The organism is Pseudomonas sp. OA65 (assembly GCF_017498305.1).
GTDB lineage: Bacteria > Pseudomonadota > Gammaproteobacteria > Pseudomonadales > Pseudomonadaceae > Aquipseudomonas > Aquipseudomonas zanjanensis.
The window spans coordinates 37,999-54,502 of sequence record NZ_JAGDEZ010000039.1; the positions used below are offsets into that span (position 1 = coordinate 37,999).

Genomic DNA, 16,504 nt, shown 5'->3' on the forward strand with positions numbered 1-16,504 from the left:
TCAAGACTTTGAAATGGACCAAGCAAGCATGAACAACATCGAAGACATCTACTCCCTTTCGCCGACCCAGCACGGCCTGTTGTTCCACAGCGTCTATGAACCGGATTCGCGGGTTTATTACCAGCAATTGAGCCTGGACATGAACGGCCCGCTGCAACTGAGCGCGTTTCGCGGCGCCTGGCAGGCGCTGATGCAGCGCCACGCCGTGCTGCGCAGTGCATTTCTCTGGGAAGAACTGGACGATGCCTATCAGGTGGTGCAACAGGACGTGCCATTGCCCCTGACCGAACTGGACTGGCAAGACCGCGCCGAGCCCCAGGCCGCGCTGGAACAGTTGGCGCAGGAGCAGCGGGCACAACCGCTGGAGCTCAATGACTCGCCACTGATGCGCGTGTGCCTGGTACGTCTGGCCCCCGAACGCTGGCACCTGATCTGGACCTTCCATCACATCCTCATGGATGGCTGGAGCGTCGGCATCGCCGTCCAGGAATGGCTGGCGCTGTACTACGAACAAGCCCATGGCCGCCCCGCCGACCTGGCGCCGACCCGCCCTTACCGGGACTACATCGCCTGGCTGGCGGAACAGGACATGGCCGCCACCGAAGGCTTCTGGCGCGAGCAGTTGCAGGACGTCAGCGAACCAACGCCGCTGCCCACTTTCGCCGTACGCCACCCTGCGCCCGCGGGAGCACCGTTCGCCGAGCGGGAAAGCCTGCTGACGGCCAGCGAAACCGAGCAGCTGGCGAGCTTCGCCCGCCAGCACGACCTGACCATCAACACCCTGATCCAAGGCGCCTGGGCTCTGCTGCTTGGCCAACACGCCGGGCGTGACGACGTGGTCTATGGCGTCACCGTCGCCGGTCGTCCGGAGAACCTGGCGGCGGTGGACAGCACCGTCGGGCTGTTCATCAATACCCTGCCGCTGCGCGTGCAATGGGCCGACGCGCCGACGCTGGTGACCTGGCTGCAACATTTGCAGCAAGCCAACAGCGATCTGCGCCACCACGCCTACCTGCCGCTGGGCAAGCTCAAGTCGATGACGCGCATCGCCGCCGAACAGGCGCTGTTCGACTCGATCCTGGTGTTCGAGAACTTCCCGGTCACCGACGCGCTCAACCAGGACACCGGCGGCTTGAGCTTCAGTGCCCCGAGCAACGACCAGCAGGTCGACGGCATCACCCTTACCCAAGGCCGCAACCACTTCCCGTTGTCGCTGATCGTGGTGCCAGACAAACAATTGCACTACCTGATCAGCTACGACCGCAGTCGCTTCAGCGATGCCGAGGTCGCGGTGTTGTCGGCACAGTTGCGCGCCATCCTGTTGGCGATGACGGCGCAAGCGCAGCGCCGGGTCAGCGAGCTGGAGTGGCTGAGCCCTGAAGAACGCCAGCAACTGCTCGCGCAGGGGCGCGGCGCGCAACTGCCGGTGCCTTCCGCATGCCTGCACCAGCGCTTCGAACAACAAGTGGCCGCCAACCCGGAACACCTGGCGGTTCACGACCGTCAGGTCGCCCTGACCTACCGTGAACTGGACCAGCAGGCCAACCGCCTCAGCCAGTACTTGCGCACCCAGGGCATCGGCCAGGACAGCGTCGTGGCACTGGCCCTGGAACGCAGCGCCGAGTTCGTGATCGCCCTGCTGGCCACCCTCAAGGCCGGCGCCGCCTATCTGCCGTTGGACCTCAAGCAGCCCGCCGGGCGCCTCGCCGATGTGCTGGTGGACAGCCGCGCCGCGCTGCTGATCGGCACTGCCGCCTCGCCCCTGCTCAACGGCCTGGCCGAGCACACGCCGACGCTGTGGCTGGCGGAACAGGCCAACGCCATCGCCGCCCAGCCAGACACACCACCGGCCGTGCCCCACAGCCCGACTGACGCGGCCTACGTGATCTACACCTCGGGCTCCACCGGCACCCCAAAGGGTGTGGTGGTCGAGCACCAGTCCATCGTCGATTACCTGACGGCGGTGCACGCGGTACTCAACCCGCCGCCGGCGGCCCGCTACGGCTTGCTGTCGAGCATCGCCGCCGATCTGGGCCACACCCAACTGTTCGGCGCCCTGTGCAGCGGCGCCAGCCTGTTGTTGGTGGATGAAGACAGCGGTTTCAGTCCCCTGGCACTGGCCGAACTCTTCGACCAACACCCGGTGGATGTGCTGAAGATTACCCCGAGCCACCTGGCCGGCCTGTTGCAGGCGCTGCCCGATGCCCGCCTGTTGCCGCGCGCCCTGCTGGTCTTCGGTGGCGACGCCCTCAGCCCGGCGCTGCTGGAGCAGGTCAACCGCCTGGCGCCAGGGCTGCGGGTGTTCAACCACTATGGGCCGAGCGAAGCCACGGTCGGGGCGATTGCCACCGAACTGCCGGCGGGCCTGCGCAGCATCGCCCTCGGCCGGCCACTGCCAAATCGTCAACTGCAAGTGGTGGACGCCAACGGTCGCCTGGTGCCCACCGGGGTGTCCGGTGAGCTGCTGATCAACGGCGCCTTGGCGCGGGGTTACCTGCACCGCCCGGACCTGACCGCCGAACGCTTCCACCTCGACGCGGACCAGCAACGCTGGTACCGCACCGGCGACCGCGTGCGCTGGCAAGTGGACGGCCAACTGGCGTTCCTCGGCCGGGTCGACAGCCAGGTCAAGATCCGTGGCAATCGCCTGGAGCTGGGCGAAGTCGAAGCGCAGATCAAGCGCCTGTCGCCGCTGATCGAACAGGCCCTGGTCCGCGCCGTGGAACTGGACGGCAGCCTGCGCCTGGTGGCTTACCTCGTCGCCAGCCAGTCGCTGTCCGCGACGAAACTGCGCAACGACCTGGGTGCGCGGGTGCCGGACTACATGGTGCCGGCGCACTTCATCACCCTCGACGAACTGCCCCTCACCCGTAACGGCAAGGTCGATGTGCAGCGCTTGCCGCTCCCGCACAAACCCACGGACGACAGCGCCACCCACGTTGCCCCGCGCAATGAAGTCGAAGCGCAACTGGCCGCCATCTGGCAAGACGTCCTGAAGCTGGAACGTGTCGGCGTGCACGACAACTTCTTCGCCCTGGGCGGCGACTCGATCATCAACTTGCAGATCATCGCCCGTGCCAACCAGCAAGGGCTGAAACTCACGCCCCGCCAGCTCTTCGAGAACCGCACCATCGCCGACATCGCCCGCGTACTGGGCGCCGATGCCAGCCAGGGCGTGGCGCACGAGAGTGCCGATGGCTATGAACTGCCGTTGGCCGCCGGGCAACTGGCGCGCCTGCAACAAGGGCCATTGCATGCCACTTGGCGTTGCGTGGCGCTGACCCAGGCCATCGACAGCGACCTGCTGAGCCAGGCCATCAACGCCTTGCAGCAACATCACCAGGCCCTGCGCCTGGCGCTCAAGGCCCTGCCGGAGGGCGAGTGGCAGCAACGGGTCCTGGTCGCGGCCAAGGCCCCGGTGATCGCCACCGAGAAACTGGCGACCTGCGCCCCGGCACACCTGCAAACCCTGGCCCAGGCCGGTGTCGACGCGCTCGCACTGGACGCCGGCCAAAGCCTGTATGCCAACCTGCTGGAGGTGGACGGCAAGCAGTCCTTGCTGCTGGCCGCACATCCGCTGTGCCTGGACGAAGCGTCCTGGTCGCTGCTGCTGGCTGACCTCAACCTGGCCTTGGCGCAACTGCGTTATCAGCGGCCAGTTCGCCTGTCCTACGCCGGTGGCGACTTCACCCAGTGGACGCGGCACCAACTGGCCCATGCCCAGGGCGATGCCCTGGACGAGGCCTGGGAACACTGGTTGCAATACGCCGGCGTGGAACCGCTGCAACTGCCGGACAGCCAGCAGCCGGCCAGCGTGAACGAACAAACCCTGCCAGCCGTCACCTCAGGCGAACTCAAGCGCCTGGGCGAAGTGCTGCAACTGGACTGGAACAGCCTGTTGGCTGCTGCCGTGGCCGAACAGTGCCGCGAGTCGTGCGGCGATGGCCTGGTCGCCCTGAGCGTGCACGATGCGCGGCCGGGTGCCGAGCGCCTGCCGGTCGATGCGCCGATTGCCCTGGCCGACCTCGATCCGGCACGCATCATGGGCCCGTTGGCCCTGGCCGTGCCGTACTTTCTCCAGACCGAAGGCGACAGCCTCCTGCAACGCTTGCAGGCACTGGCCACGCAGATCCGCGCCTACCCGCAACACGGCGTCGACTATGGCGCGTTGCGCTACCTGTCGGACAACACCTACCTGCAAGAACCGCTGCGCGACCTGCCCGCGGCATCGGTCGCCATCCGCTGGCTGGGCAACCTCGACAGCCACCGCGAAGAACGCGGCATCCTGGCCCAGGTCGAAGCCGCAAGCCCATTGACGACGCCGACTTGCCCGCTGACCCTGGACGCCTGGTGGCAGGATGACTGCCTGCACGTACGCAGCCAAGGCACCCTCGCCGCCGACTGGGCACCACGCCTTGCACAACGCCTGGGCGAACTCGCCGAACTGGCCAGCGCAGCCGACCTGCGCCCGGCCAGCCAGGCCTTCCCGCTGTGCCACAAGCAAGCGGCGACCCTGGCGGCCGAACCGCTGGACTGGCTGAACATCGAAGACGTCTACCCGCTGTCGTCGATGCAACAAGGCATGCTCCTGCACACCCTGCTGCAACCCCACAGCGGCATCTACCTGATGCAGCAACGCTACAGCTGGGACGGGGCCTTGCAGCGCCCGGCGATGGAAGCCGCGTGGCAGCTGTTCCTCGAGCGCCACCCGATGATGCGCACCGCCTTCTGGTGGCAGGACGACCATGAGCCGCTGCAGTGTGTGTATCGCCAAACCCACCGGGCGTTCGACTGGCAGGACTTGCGCCACCTCGACGAAGAACAACAGCGCCTGGCGATGGACCAGGCCCTCGAAGCACAACGCCTGCAAGGTTTCGACATGGCCTGTGCGCCGTTGACCCACCTGCGGGTGTTCCAACTCGATGAGCGACGCTTCGCCGTGGTGCGCAGCTTCCACCACATCCTGACCGACGCCTGGTGCTTCGGCCTGCTGATGGAAGACCTGCTGGCGATCTACCAGGCCATCGTGCGCCAGGAGCCGGTGGCCCGCCCACGCCTGCGCTCGTTCCGCGGCTACATGAGCTGGTTGGAACGCCATGACATGGCTGCCGCCCACGCGTTCTGGCAAGCCGAAATGGCCGGTTTCAGCGAGCCAACGCCGCTGCATGTGGACGGCCCGGTGGCCCGTCCGGAGCAGGCACCGGAACAGGTCGGCGACTTCGACCAGACCCTGAGCATCGCCCAGACCCAGCGCCTGCAGCAGCTGTGCCAGCAATACCAACTGACACCCAACACTTGGATCCAGGGCGCTTGGGCGCTGTTGCTGTCGCGCTACAGCGGCAACCGCGACGTGCTGTTCGGCGTGACCGTCGCCGGTCGCCCGACCGACCTTGCCGGTGTAGAAGAAATGGTCGGGCTGTTCATCAACAGCCTGCCACTGCGCATCGATGTCGACCCGCAGGCGCCAGTGGCCGACTGGCTGCAAGCGCTGCTGTCACACAACGCGCAATTGCGCGAACACGAAAGCGCTTCGTTGGTGGACATCCAGCGTTGCAGCCAAGTGCCGCGCGGCCAACAGTTGTTCGACAGCCTGGTGGTGTTCGAAAACGCGCCGCTGGACATCAGCAGCGTGCAACTGGATGCCTTCAGCATCGACATCTATGAAGACCGCGTGCATACCAACTTCCCGATGACGGTGGTGCTGTACCCCGGCGACCGTCTGGGCATCCGCCTGTCCTACGACAGCCAGCGTTTCACCACGGACACCGTGCAACGCATGCTCGGGCACTTGGTGCAGTTGCTCTCGGGCATGCTCGAGACACCGCAGGCGCCCCTGGGCAGCTTGCACATGCTGTCCGAGACCGAACGCCAGCAGTTGCAGATCGACTGCAACCGCAGCGACATCGACTTCCCCCTGGAGCGCGGTTATGCGGCGCTGTTCGCCGAGCAAGTGCGCAGTCGCCCGCAACACCTGGCCGCCATCTGCCAGGGGCAATCGCTGACCTACGCCGAACTCGACCGTCGCGCCAATGCCATCGCCCATGCGCTGCAAGCCGCCGGTGCGGGCCCGGAAACCCTGGTGGCGCTGTTCGCTGAGCGCGGCCTGGCCCTGCTGACGATGATGATCGCCACGCTCAAGGTCGGCGCGGCGTTCCAAGCGCTGGATATCCAACAGCCCCACGCTCGCCTGGCGGAACTGCTGGACCTGGGCGAAGCACCGCTGGTGCTGGTGTGCGAAGACGCAACCGCGGCACTGGACAACGTCCTGCCGCAGATGCACAAGCAACCCACCTGTCTGATCGCCCAGGCGCTCTGGCAAGGCAGCGAGCAACCACCCGTCACCTACGCCCACACCCCTGAGCAACTGGCCTACGTGATTTTCACTTCGGGCTCCACCGGTACGCCAAAAGGCGTGATGGTCGAACAGCGAGGCATGCTCAACAACATGTTCGGCAAGGTCCCGAGCCTGGGCCTGGGTGAGCACGACCGGATTGCCCAGACCGCTTCGCCGGCGTTCGATATCAGCGTGTGGCAGTTCCTCGCCGCGCCGCTGTTCGGCGCCACCGTGCACATTCTTCCCGATACCCAGGCCCACGACCCCGTGGCCCTGCTCGACGCCGTTGAAGAACATCAACTGACCCTGCTGGAAACCGTACCGGCGCTGATTCGCGGCATGCTCCAGGAAAGCCAGGCGCACCACGCCCTGGCGAGCCTGCGCTGGCTCCTGCCCACCGGAGAGGCATTGCCACCGGCCCTGGCGCGAGACTGGTTCGCTCGCTTCCCGGCGATTGCGTTGATGAACGCCTACGGTCCCGCCGAGTGCTCGGACGACGTCGCCTTCTACCCCATCACCGAAGCGCCGGCCGACGACTGCCTGCACATGCCCATCGGCAAGCCGACCGCCAATAACCAGGTGTTCGTCCTCGATTCAGACCTGCGCATGGTTCCCATCGGCGTGCCGGGTGAGCTGTGCATCGGCGGTGTCGGCGTCGGTCGCGGCTACCTGCGCGATCCGCAACGCACCCGCGAAGCCTTTGTCCCGCACCCGTTCCAGGCCGATGCGCGCCTGTATCGCAGCGGTGATATCGGCCGGATGCGCGCCGATGGCGTGATCGAATACCTCGGCCGTCGCGACCAGCAAGTGAAGATCCGTGGCCACCGCATCGAACTGGGCGAGATCGAAAACCGCCTGATGCAGCACCCGGCCGTGGACAGCGCGGCGGTGCTCGCGTTGCCCGATGCCCGTGGCGCGTTGCAACTGGTGGCCTGGTATGTGCTCGACGAAGCGGCCGACCTGGGCGGCGAGTCCACGCAACAGGCCTTGAGCGCTTACCTGGGCCAGCAACTGGCAAGCTACATGGTCCCGGCTCGTTGGCTGGCCCTTGAGCAATTGCCACTGAACGCCAATGGCAAGGTCGACCGTCGTGCCCTCGCCGCCCTGGGCATACCCCAGGACGAGACGGCGCAGGCACAATCCATGGCACCGCGCACGCCGACCGAACAGGTCCTGGCCGAACTCTGGCAAGAGATTCTCGGCCTCGACAGCGTGGGTGTGCACGACGACTTCTTCGCCATCGGCGGTCACTCATTGCTGGCCACCCAGGTGTTGTCGCGGATTCGCCGTCGCTTGAACGTGAACCTGCCGCTGCGCACGCTGTTCGAGCGTGGCACCCTCGAACAGCTGGCAGACGCGGTGGATCAGCAGCGCGACGCCCAGACCGAGGCCGATGGCGACAGCGAAATCGCCCTGGCGCCGCGCAATCAACCGTTGCCGCTGTCCTACAGCCAGCAACGGTTGTGGTTCCTGGATCGCTTCGAAGGCCCTAGCGCCGCCTACAATATGACCACCACCGTCAGGCTGCGTGGCGCGCTGGACGTCGCGGCCCTGCAAGGGGCCTTGCAAGCGGTGTTCGAACGCCATGAGTCCTTGCGTACCGCGTTCCACCTCCACGGCGACCAACCTTGCCAAGTCATCAGCCCGGCGCCGATGGTCGACTTGACACCGACCGAGCTGAGTCACCTCGCCAGCGCGGAACAGGCGCAAACCCTGCAACGCCTGATCGATGAACAGGCCGGGCGCCCGTTCGATCTGCAACAGGCGCCGATGCTGCGCGCCAACCTGCTGCGCCTGGGAAGCGACGATCACGTGCTGCAACTGGTGCTGCATCACATCGCCACGGACGCCTGGTCCATGGGCATCCTGATGCAGGAGTTGATCGTCGGCTACCAGGCCCGCACCAGCGGCTCGACGCCGGTGCTGCCAGTGTTGCCGATCCAGTTCGCCGACTATGCCTACTGGCAACGCAGCGAAGCGCAACAGCGCCTGCTGGGCCGGGCCATCGACTACTGGCGTCGCCAGCTCGACGGCGCGCCTACCCTGATCCCGCTGCCGCTTGACCAGCCACGCCCGGCGCGCCCCGACTACCAGGGCGCGGCCCTGGAGCAACGTTTCACCGGGGCCCAGACACAGGTGCTCAAGGCCTATGCGCAGGAACAACGGGCGACGCTGTTCATGGTCCTGCTCAATGCCTTCAACAGCCTGTTGCAGCGGGCCACCGGGGCCAATGACTTCATCGTCGGCACCGACCTGGCCAACCGCGAACATCCGGCCCTGGAACACCTCATCGGGTTCTTCGTCAACGTGCTGCCGATCCGTGCCCGCCTGAGCGAAGGCGAAACCTTTGACGCGCGCCTGCAACGCTTGCGCGAGGATTGCCTGTCGGCGTTCCAGCACCAGCAAGTGCCGTTCGACAAACTGGTGGAAGAGTTACAACCGCCCCGTACGCCAGGGGTCAATCCATTGGTCCAGGTGCTGTTCGTCATGCAGAACACGCCAAGTGGCAATGCCAGCCTGCCGGACCTTGAGGTGGAACATCTGGTATCGCCCCAGGAGAGCAGCAAGTTCGACCTCGCCGTGTTTGTCGAAGAAGACGAAGAACAAGGCTTGAACGTGCGCTGGGTGTATCGCACCAGCGTGTTGCAAGCGCAGACCATCCAGCGCCTCGAACAAGGCTTCGAGCATCTTCTGGAACAGCTCGTCGCGACCCCGGCGCAAGCGCTGGAGCAGTGGTCGTGGCGCCTTGAAGGCAGCAACGCTGGCGCCACGCCTGATTCACCGCTCGACGACGCTTCGGCCCGCAGCGCGCGCAAACAGTCGAAACTGAGCAAGCTCAAGCAGACCCGCGCAACCGCCGTGAGCCAGGTGGCTCACGAGCAGGTCCGTACCCGCACCTTCGACGCCGGGCAAGCCTTGCCGTTGGTGATCGAGCCGTTGCTCGGCGACCTGGACCCGGTGCACTGGGCGCTGCAAGCCCGGGAATGGATCAACGCCCAACTGCTGACCCACGGCGGCCTGCTGTTCCGCGGCTTCAATCTGCCGGATGCCGCCGCTTTCGAGCAGTTCGCCCAGGCTATCGAGCCGGACCTCTACGGGACCTACGGCGACCTGCCAAAAAACACTTCCGGCAAGAACATCTACCACTCCACGCCGTACCCGGAACAGCACATGATTCTCTTCCACAACGAGAGCTCCCATCTGCCGCAGTGGCCACGCAAGCAATGGTTCTACTGCGAAACCCCGGCGCCACGTGGCGGCTGCACGCCCATCGTCGATTGCCGGCAGGTGCTGGCGCGCCTGCCCGAAGACATCGTCGCTCGCTTCAAGGCCCTGGGCCTGCTTTACGTGCGGCACTTCACCGACAAGCTGGATGTGCGCTGGCAAGACTTCTTCAAGACCGAACAGCGCGAGGAGGTCGAGCGCCAATGCCTGGCATCGGGCATGCGCTGGGAGTGGCTGGGGGCCGACAACCTGCGGATCGCCCAGCACTGCCCGGCCATCGTCGCGCATCCCGACACAGGGGAATTGTCGTTCTTCAATCAGGTGCAACTGCACCACACCGCCTGCCTGGAGCCGGAAGTGCGCAGCAACCTGATCAGCCTGTTCGGCCCCGGGCACCTGCCCCGCAACGTCTACTACGGCGACGGCAGCGTGATCGAAGACGCCGTGATGCAGGTAATCGGCGAGGCCTATGAAGACTGCGCGGTACGTTTCAGTTGGCAAAAGGGTGACATGGTGATGCTGGACAATATGCTGGTGGCCCACGCTCGGGATCCCTTCGAGGGTGAGCGCAAGATCTGCGTCGCCATGGGCCAGATGATGCGCCGTGAACAACTGACCGAAGCACAGCTTGCGCCGGCTGCGGAGGTGCAAGCATGAGCGCCTTCGAGAAACGTGAAGAAGCCTTCGCCCTGTCGCCGCAACAACGCAGCCAATGGTTGGCGGGGTTGCCCGCGGTGCGCCTGGAACTGGAGATAACGGGCCCGTTGGCCCTGGAGCGCCTGCGTCAACGGCTCGTCGCCCTGAACGCATGCCATGAAGCCCTGCGCCTGCGGGTGCGGCCTGAACCGGGCTTGCTGATGCCGTTGCAAGTGGTGGAATCCACCGTCATGGCCGCGGACGCCATCAGCGTCGAGGCGCACGCGGTCGGCGACGATCGCCACCGGGTGACGCTGCAACTGCCGGCGCTGAGCGCGGATCGCGGGACCCTGCTGCGCCTGGTGCAGGCATTGGCCTCGACGGATGCGCCGACGGTGGATGACGAGGCCATGACCTATACCCAGTACAGCGCCTGGCTCTACGAATTGCAGGCCGATGAAGACGCCGAGCCTGGCCGGCGTTTCTGGGCCAGCCAGGCCTTGGACGAGCCGGCCGCCGGCGAGTTGCTCTACCGCCAGGTACGCAGCGACCGCCCCGGCGCCCCGGTGACCACTCGCCTGAGCGCCAATCCACAGTTGAGCGTCGCCCTCGACGGCTTTTGCCAACGTCACGACGCCTCGCCCGAGCAGGTCCTGATGACGGCCTGGGGCGTACTGTTGCAACGCCTGAGCACCGCTGACAACCCGGCACTGATCTTGAACTGGGTCCACGATTGCCGCGACGACTATGAGGAACTCGCCGACTGCTGGGGCTTGTTCGCCAAGCCCCTGCCGCTACGCTGGCAACCCCCGGCGGGCAGCGCTTTTTCCCAGGCGCTGGCAGACCTGCAAGCGCTTTGCGAACAAGCCACGGAATGGCAGGAATACTGCGGCGTCAGCGCTGCACTGCCGGTCGAGGCTTCGCAGTACGGCTTTCAGTGGGGTGGTCAGTTGCCCGATCGACTCGACACCTTGGGCAGCCTGGCATCGACCCTCACGGTGCTGGACGCACAAGCCATCCCCGCGGGCATGGAGCTGTTGCTGGTGGCCGAGACCAGCGCTGGCGGCTATCGCCTGAACCTCTGCCACCTGCCGGGCCGCTACAGCGAACAAGCCGCACAGGTCCTGCTGGAGCAGCTGCAATCGCTGCTGCTCGACGCCCTCGCCCACCCCGACAAGCCCCTGGCCGAGCTGTCGATGCAGGCGCCGAGCTTCACCGCGACGCTGGCCACCCTGCAAGACGATGTCGCCGTGCTGCCGTTTACCAGCGTGCCGGCCGATTTCGATGCCTGTGCCGCGCAGTTCCCGGACCACTTGGCCCTGCGCGACCACAACGGGCCACTGAGCTACGCCCAATTGCAGGCCCGCAGCGACCAATTGGCGAACTACCTGCGCGCCCAGGGCGTGGGTCGCGAAGATCGCGTGGCGTTGTACCTGGACCGCTCGGCGCAGATGGTCCTGGCCATGCTCGCCGTGCTCAAGAGCGGCGCGGCATTCGTTCCCCTGGATGTGCATCAGCCGGCGCAACGCTCCCTGGCGATCCTGCAACAGGCCCAGCCGGTCTTCGTCCTCAGCGGTTCGGCCGGCAGTGCCCCCGCGTTGCCCGGCATCGGCAGCCTCGACCTGCGTGAAGAAGCGACTTGGCAGCAAGCACCTGCCACGGCAATCGACGCCGAAGTCCAAGGCCAGGACGCGGCCTATGTGCTGTTCACTTCCGGCAGCACCGGCACGCCCAAAGGCGTGATCGTCGAGCATCGGCAGCTCGCCAGCTATGTCGCCAGCGTGTCCCGACGCCTGGAACTGGCGGCCGGCGAACGCAGTGCGGTGGTCACTTCACTCGCCGCGGACCTGGGCTACACGTTGCTGTTCCCGGCGCTGCTCAGCGGCGGCGAATTGCACCTGCTGGACAAGGAAGCGGCCATGGACGCCCAAGCCTGGGCAGCCTGGCAGGCGCAGTACCCGATCGACCACCTGAAGGTCGTGCCATCGTTGCTCGACGCCTGGCTGATTCACGCTCAGAGCGCTGCGGTGTTGCCGCGCAAGCAATTGATCCTCGGTGGCGAAAGCTGCTCGCGGCGCCTGCTGCAAAGCATTCGCAACCTCGCGCCGGCGTTGACAGTCTTCAACCATTACGGCCCGACCGAAACCACCGTGGGCGTGGTGATGCACAAAACCGAACCGGCCATGGACTATCGCCGCCTGCCCCTGGGCGACCGCCTCGACGGCATGCGCCTGTACCTGCTCGACGAGCAGCAAGCGCTGGCCGCTCCCGGGCAGAGCGCCGAGCTGTATATCGCCGGCCCGCAACTGGCTCGCGGTTACTTGGACGCACAACACAATGCCGGACGTTTCATCGAACTGGCCCACCGGCCAGGTGAACGCCTCTATCGCACCGGTGACATGGCCCGCTATCGCCATGACGGCAGCCTGGAAATCACCGGGCGCGCCGACCGCCAAGTGAAAATCCGCGGTTTCCGCGTGGAGCTCGACGAGATCCAGGCACAGCTGACCGGCCTTCCCGGCGTGGCTCAGGCTGCGGTGGAGTGCATCCCCCGGGGCGAGCTCGGCCAGCAACTGTTCGCCTTTATGACGTTGACGCCCGGGCATTCGACCACGGTCTCGCGGCTGCATGGCCAGGCGCAGGATTGCTTGCCGGACTACATGCTGCCGACCCTGCGGATCGTCGAGGCGTTGCCACTGATGGGCAACGGCAAGCTCGACCGCAAGACCTTGCAGCAATGGGCCGACAAAGTCCTCGACACGGTCGGCAGCGCCTTGCCGCGCACACCGCTGGAAGCCCTGCTCGCCGAGGTCTGGGCACAGGTGCTGGGCCTGGAACGGGTGGGCATTGACGACGACTTCTTCGAGCTGGGCGGCCACTCCCTGGCGGCGGTGACGCTCGCCAGTCGCTTGCAGACCGCACTGTCGGCACCGGTGACGGTCAATGCGGTGTTCAATGCCCCGAGCGTCTCGGCGTTTGCGGCGTTGGTGCAGGCCGAGCTCAAGCTTTCGCCACTGGTGCGGTTGTCGGCGCCCAACGCCGTTGAAGCCGCCAATCTGTTCTGCTTCCACCCCTCCACCGGCCACGTGCAGGATTACCGCACGCTGCTGGCGCCGCTTGCGTCCTGGCACCTGTGGGGCTTGCAGGCAGCGTACCTGACCGACGACAGCACCACGCTGGGCGGCGATATTGAGAGCCTTGCCGCGTGCTACGTCGAGCACCTGCGCCAACAGCAACCCCAGGGACCTTATCACCTGCTGGGGTTCTCCCTCGGCGGGCTGCTCGCGATTGCCGCGGCCGCGCACCTGGAAAGCCAGGGCGAAGAAGTGGCGTTTCTCGGTATCATCGACTCGCAATACCAGCATCAAGCGCCGGAAGACAGTGTCGAAGCGCTGCTGGAGTCAGCCTCCCAAGCGCTGACGCTGGACAGCCAAGCCGTGTTGCGCCAGTTGTCAACGCCGATCATGAACGCGTTGCTGGCGCAACTGGACGCCCTGCCCCCGGCGGCACGCCTGCCGGAACTGGTCCAGTGGGCACGGCAACAGGGCCTGCAGCTCGATGGTGACAGTTGGGAACATTTGCAAACACGGCTGCGCTACCAGCAGCATACGCAGCACCTGCTGGCCACGTTCAAGCCCGTACGGTTGAGCTGCCCGGTGCATGTCTGGTGGGCCAGCGATACCCTGGCCCAGGCTGATGAGTTCGCCGACCCGCATTGGGAAGACCTCAGCAGTGGGCCGTTGACCCGCGAGGTCATCGCAGCGCAACACCTGACCATCCTTGAGCAACGCGCCCTGCACGAACAATTGGCGGCGCGTCTCACGGCCATTGCTACACACGGAGCGGTTTGAAATGGATCTGTTGTTACTCATGGCTAAACGCTCTTGGCGCGCACTGCTGGTGGCGACCCTCACGGGTCTGACCTGCGGCCTCGCAGCAGCCGGCCTGATCGCCAACATCAACCACAGCCTGGAGGTGTTCGAAAAACTGCGCCCGGTGGATGGCCTGCTCTTCGCCGGCCTGGTGGTGTTGGTCGCGGTGTCGCGGATCATCTCCGACATCAGCCTGCTGCGCCTGGGCCAGGCCGCGGTCAACGACATGCGCCTGCACCTGAGCGCCAAGCTGATCGACACGCCCTACGCGCAATTGCAGCGCCTGGGCAAGCATCGCCTGCTGGCGATGCTCACCGACGATACGCAAACCATCAGCCAGGCCGTGGAGTTGGTGCCGATCCTGTTGGTCAACGTCGGGATCATCGCCGCGTGCCTCGCTTACCTGGGTTGGCTCAGCATGCCATTGCTCGGCCTGACACTGCTGCTGATCGCCCTGGGCAGCCTGAGCTTTCACTGGCCGCAACGCCGGGCCCTGACCTCGATCTCTCGTGCTCGCGAGCTCAAGGACCAGTTGTTCAATCAATACCGCCTGCTCACCGATGGCAGCAAGGAACTGCAACTCAACCATCCGCGCCGGCAGCACTTCTTCACCCGCCTGCTGATACCGGTGAGCCAGCAATACCGCCGCGATTTTGTTCGGGGCATGAGCATCTACGCCCTGGTCCTGAACTGGGGCAATGCCGTGTTCTACCTGCTGATCGGCGTGGTGCTGTTCGCCGCGCCGCATTTCATCGACCTGAGCGCGAGTCTGGTCACCGGCTATATCCTGGCGATCCTCTACATGATCACGCCCTTGTCCGAGCTGATGCATGCCTTGCCGACCCTCGGCCGGGCCAGCGTGGCCCTGAACAAGATCCGCGCCCTGGAAGGCGAGATGCAGACCGCCGACGAGACCCACGACACCATCTCGCCGACCCAGGTGCGCAGCCTGGTGTGCCGCCAGGTCACCCACACCTACTACCGCGAGCGCGAGGACGGGCATTTCACCCTGGGGCCCATCGACCTCACCCTCAATGCCGGCGAAGTGGTGTTCATCACCGGCGGCAACGGCAGCGGCAAGACCACCCTGGCCTTGTTGCTGACCGGGCTGTACCGGCCGGAAAGCGGCGAGATCATGCTCGACGAGCAAGTGTCCTCGAGCAATGACAACCACCATTACCGGCAGCACTTCTCGGCGATCTTCACCGACTTCTGCCTGTTCGAGAACCTGTTCGATGGCGATGATCCGCACTTGGTGAAACAGGCACAGGACTACCTGGTCCACCTGCAACTGGACCATAAGGTGCAAATCGAGGAAGGCAAGCTGACCACGCTGGCGCTGTCCACTGGGCAACGCAAGCGCCTGGCGCTGCTCAGTGCCTATCTGGATGATCGCCCCTGCTATTTGTTCGACGAATGGGCCGCTGACCAGGACCCGGTGTTCAAGCACTTTTTCTACACCCGGATCCTGCCGGACCTGCGCGAGCGCGGCAAACTGCTGATCGTCATCTCCCATGACGACGCCTACTTCGGCCTGGCCGACCGGTTGATCCGCATCGAACAGGGTAAGCTCAGCGAAGTCGCCCCACAGGCTGATGCGATGCGTGTGGTCGAAATGCTGTCTTGAGGAAATCCTGAACACTGGGTAGTGCTGTTGACTTAGGAAAAACGGCGCTTGTTTCAGAAATGAAAAGCGCTGTTGTTTTTGGGGTAGTGTGCATATCCGTTGCTGCGGTAAGGGCCACTTATGGTTCCGCTTTTACAGCGGGTCACTTTTGGAAGAGCCGGGAGCCGGACCAGCCAAAAGTAACCAAAAACGCTCTGCCCCACCACTCGGTGCCTCGCCTAGGCTCGGCATGCCTGAACGAAGGCATTGCTCCGTGGGCCGCCGCGAAGGGCCATCCATGGCCCAGCGCGGCTAACCCGGCATCCATGCCGGGTTGCCCACTGCACAACGCCTCCGTTCAGCCATCGTGGTTAACGGGGCGTCCGAGATCAACGTCCACCACGAGGCGGCCTAACAGCCGACCTGGTTCTTGGTGAGACCGCGTTTCCCCTGTAGGAGCGAGCCTGCTCGCGAAGACGATGTGTCAGTTTGCGGTGATGTTGGATGTGCCGGCCTCATCGCGAGCAGGCTCGCTCCCACAGGGTTCTGCGGCGTATGTGCATTTTTGTGGTTGCCGATAATCCATGTGGGAGCGAGCTTGCTCGCGATAGCGGCGGCTCAGCCACATAAAATGTCGGCTTGTACCCCGCTCTTGCTCTTGCTCTTGCTCTTGCTCTTGCTCTTGCTTTAGATCTTGATCTCGACGCCCCGTTAACCACGATGGCCGAACGCAGGCATTGCGCAGTGGGCATCCCGGCATGGATGCCGGGATAGCCGCGCTGGGCCATGGATGGCCCTTCGCGGCGGCCCACGGAGCAATGCCGGAGTGAG

Annotated in this window: 3 protein-coding genes; all 3 read left to right on the plus strand. The window is 65.3% G+C overall.

The window, feature by feature from the left end; all coding sequences use genetic code 11:
- The first annotated feature begins 28 nt into the window (after positions 1-28).
- From J3361_RS24165 to J3361_RS24175, 3 genes are read left to right on the plus strand one after another with little or no spacing between them, the layout of a single operon-like run.
- Positions 29-10,216 (plus strand): non-ribosomal peptide synthetase, encoded by a 10,188-nt coding sequence (locus tag J3361_RS24165; RefSeq protein ID WP_207966646.1) that lies wholly within the window; start codon positions 29-31, stop codon positions 10,214-10,216.
- Positions 10,213-14,046: a non-ribosomal peptide synthetase gene (locus J3361_RS24170; RefSeq protein WP_207966647.1), complete on the plus strand. Its 3,834-nt coding sequence runs from the start codon at positions 10,213-10,215 to the stop codon at positions 14,044-14,046. Before J3361_RS24165 ends, J3361_RS24170 begins: the two co-directional genes overlap by 4 nt.
- Position 14,047: 1 nt before the next feature.
- Positions 14,048-15,694 (plus strand): cyclic peptide export ABC transporter, encoded by a 1,647-nt coding sequence (locus J3361_RS24175; protein WP_207966648.1) that lies wholly within the window; start codon positions 14,048-14,050, stop codon positions 15,692-15,694.
- Positions 15,695-16,504: the final 810 nt, after the last annotated feature.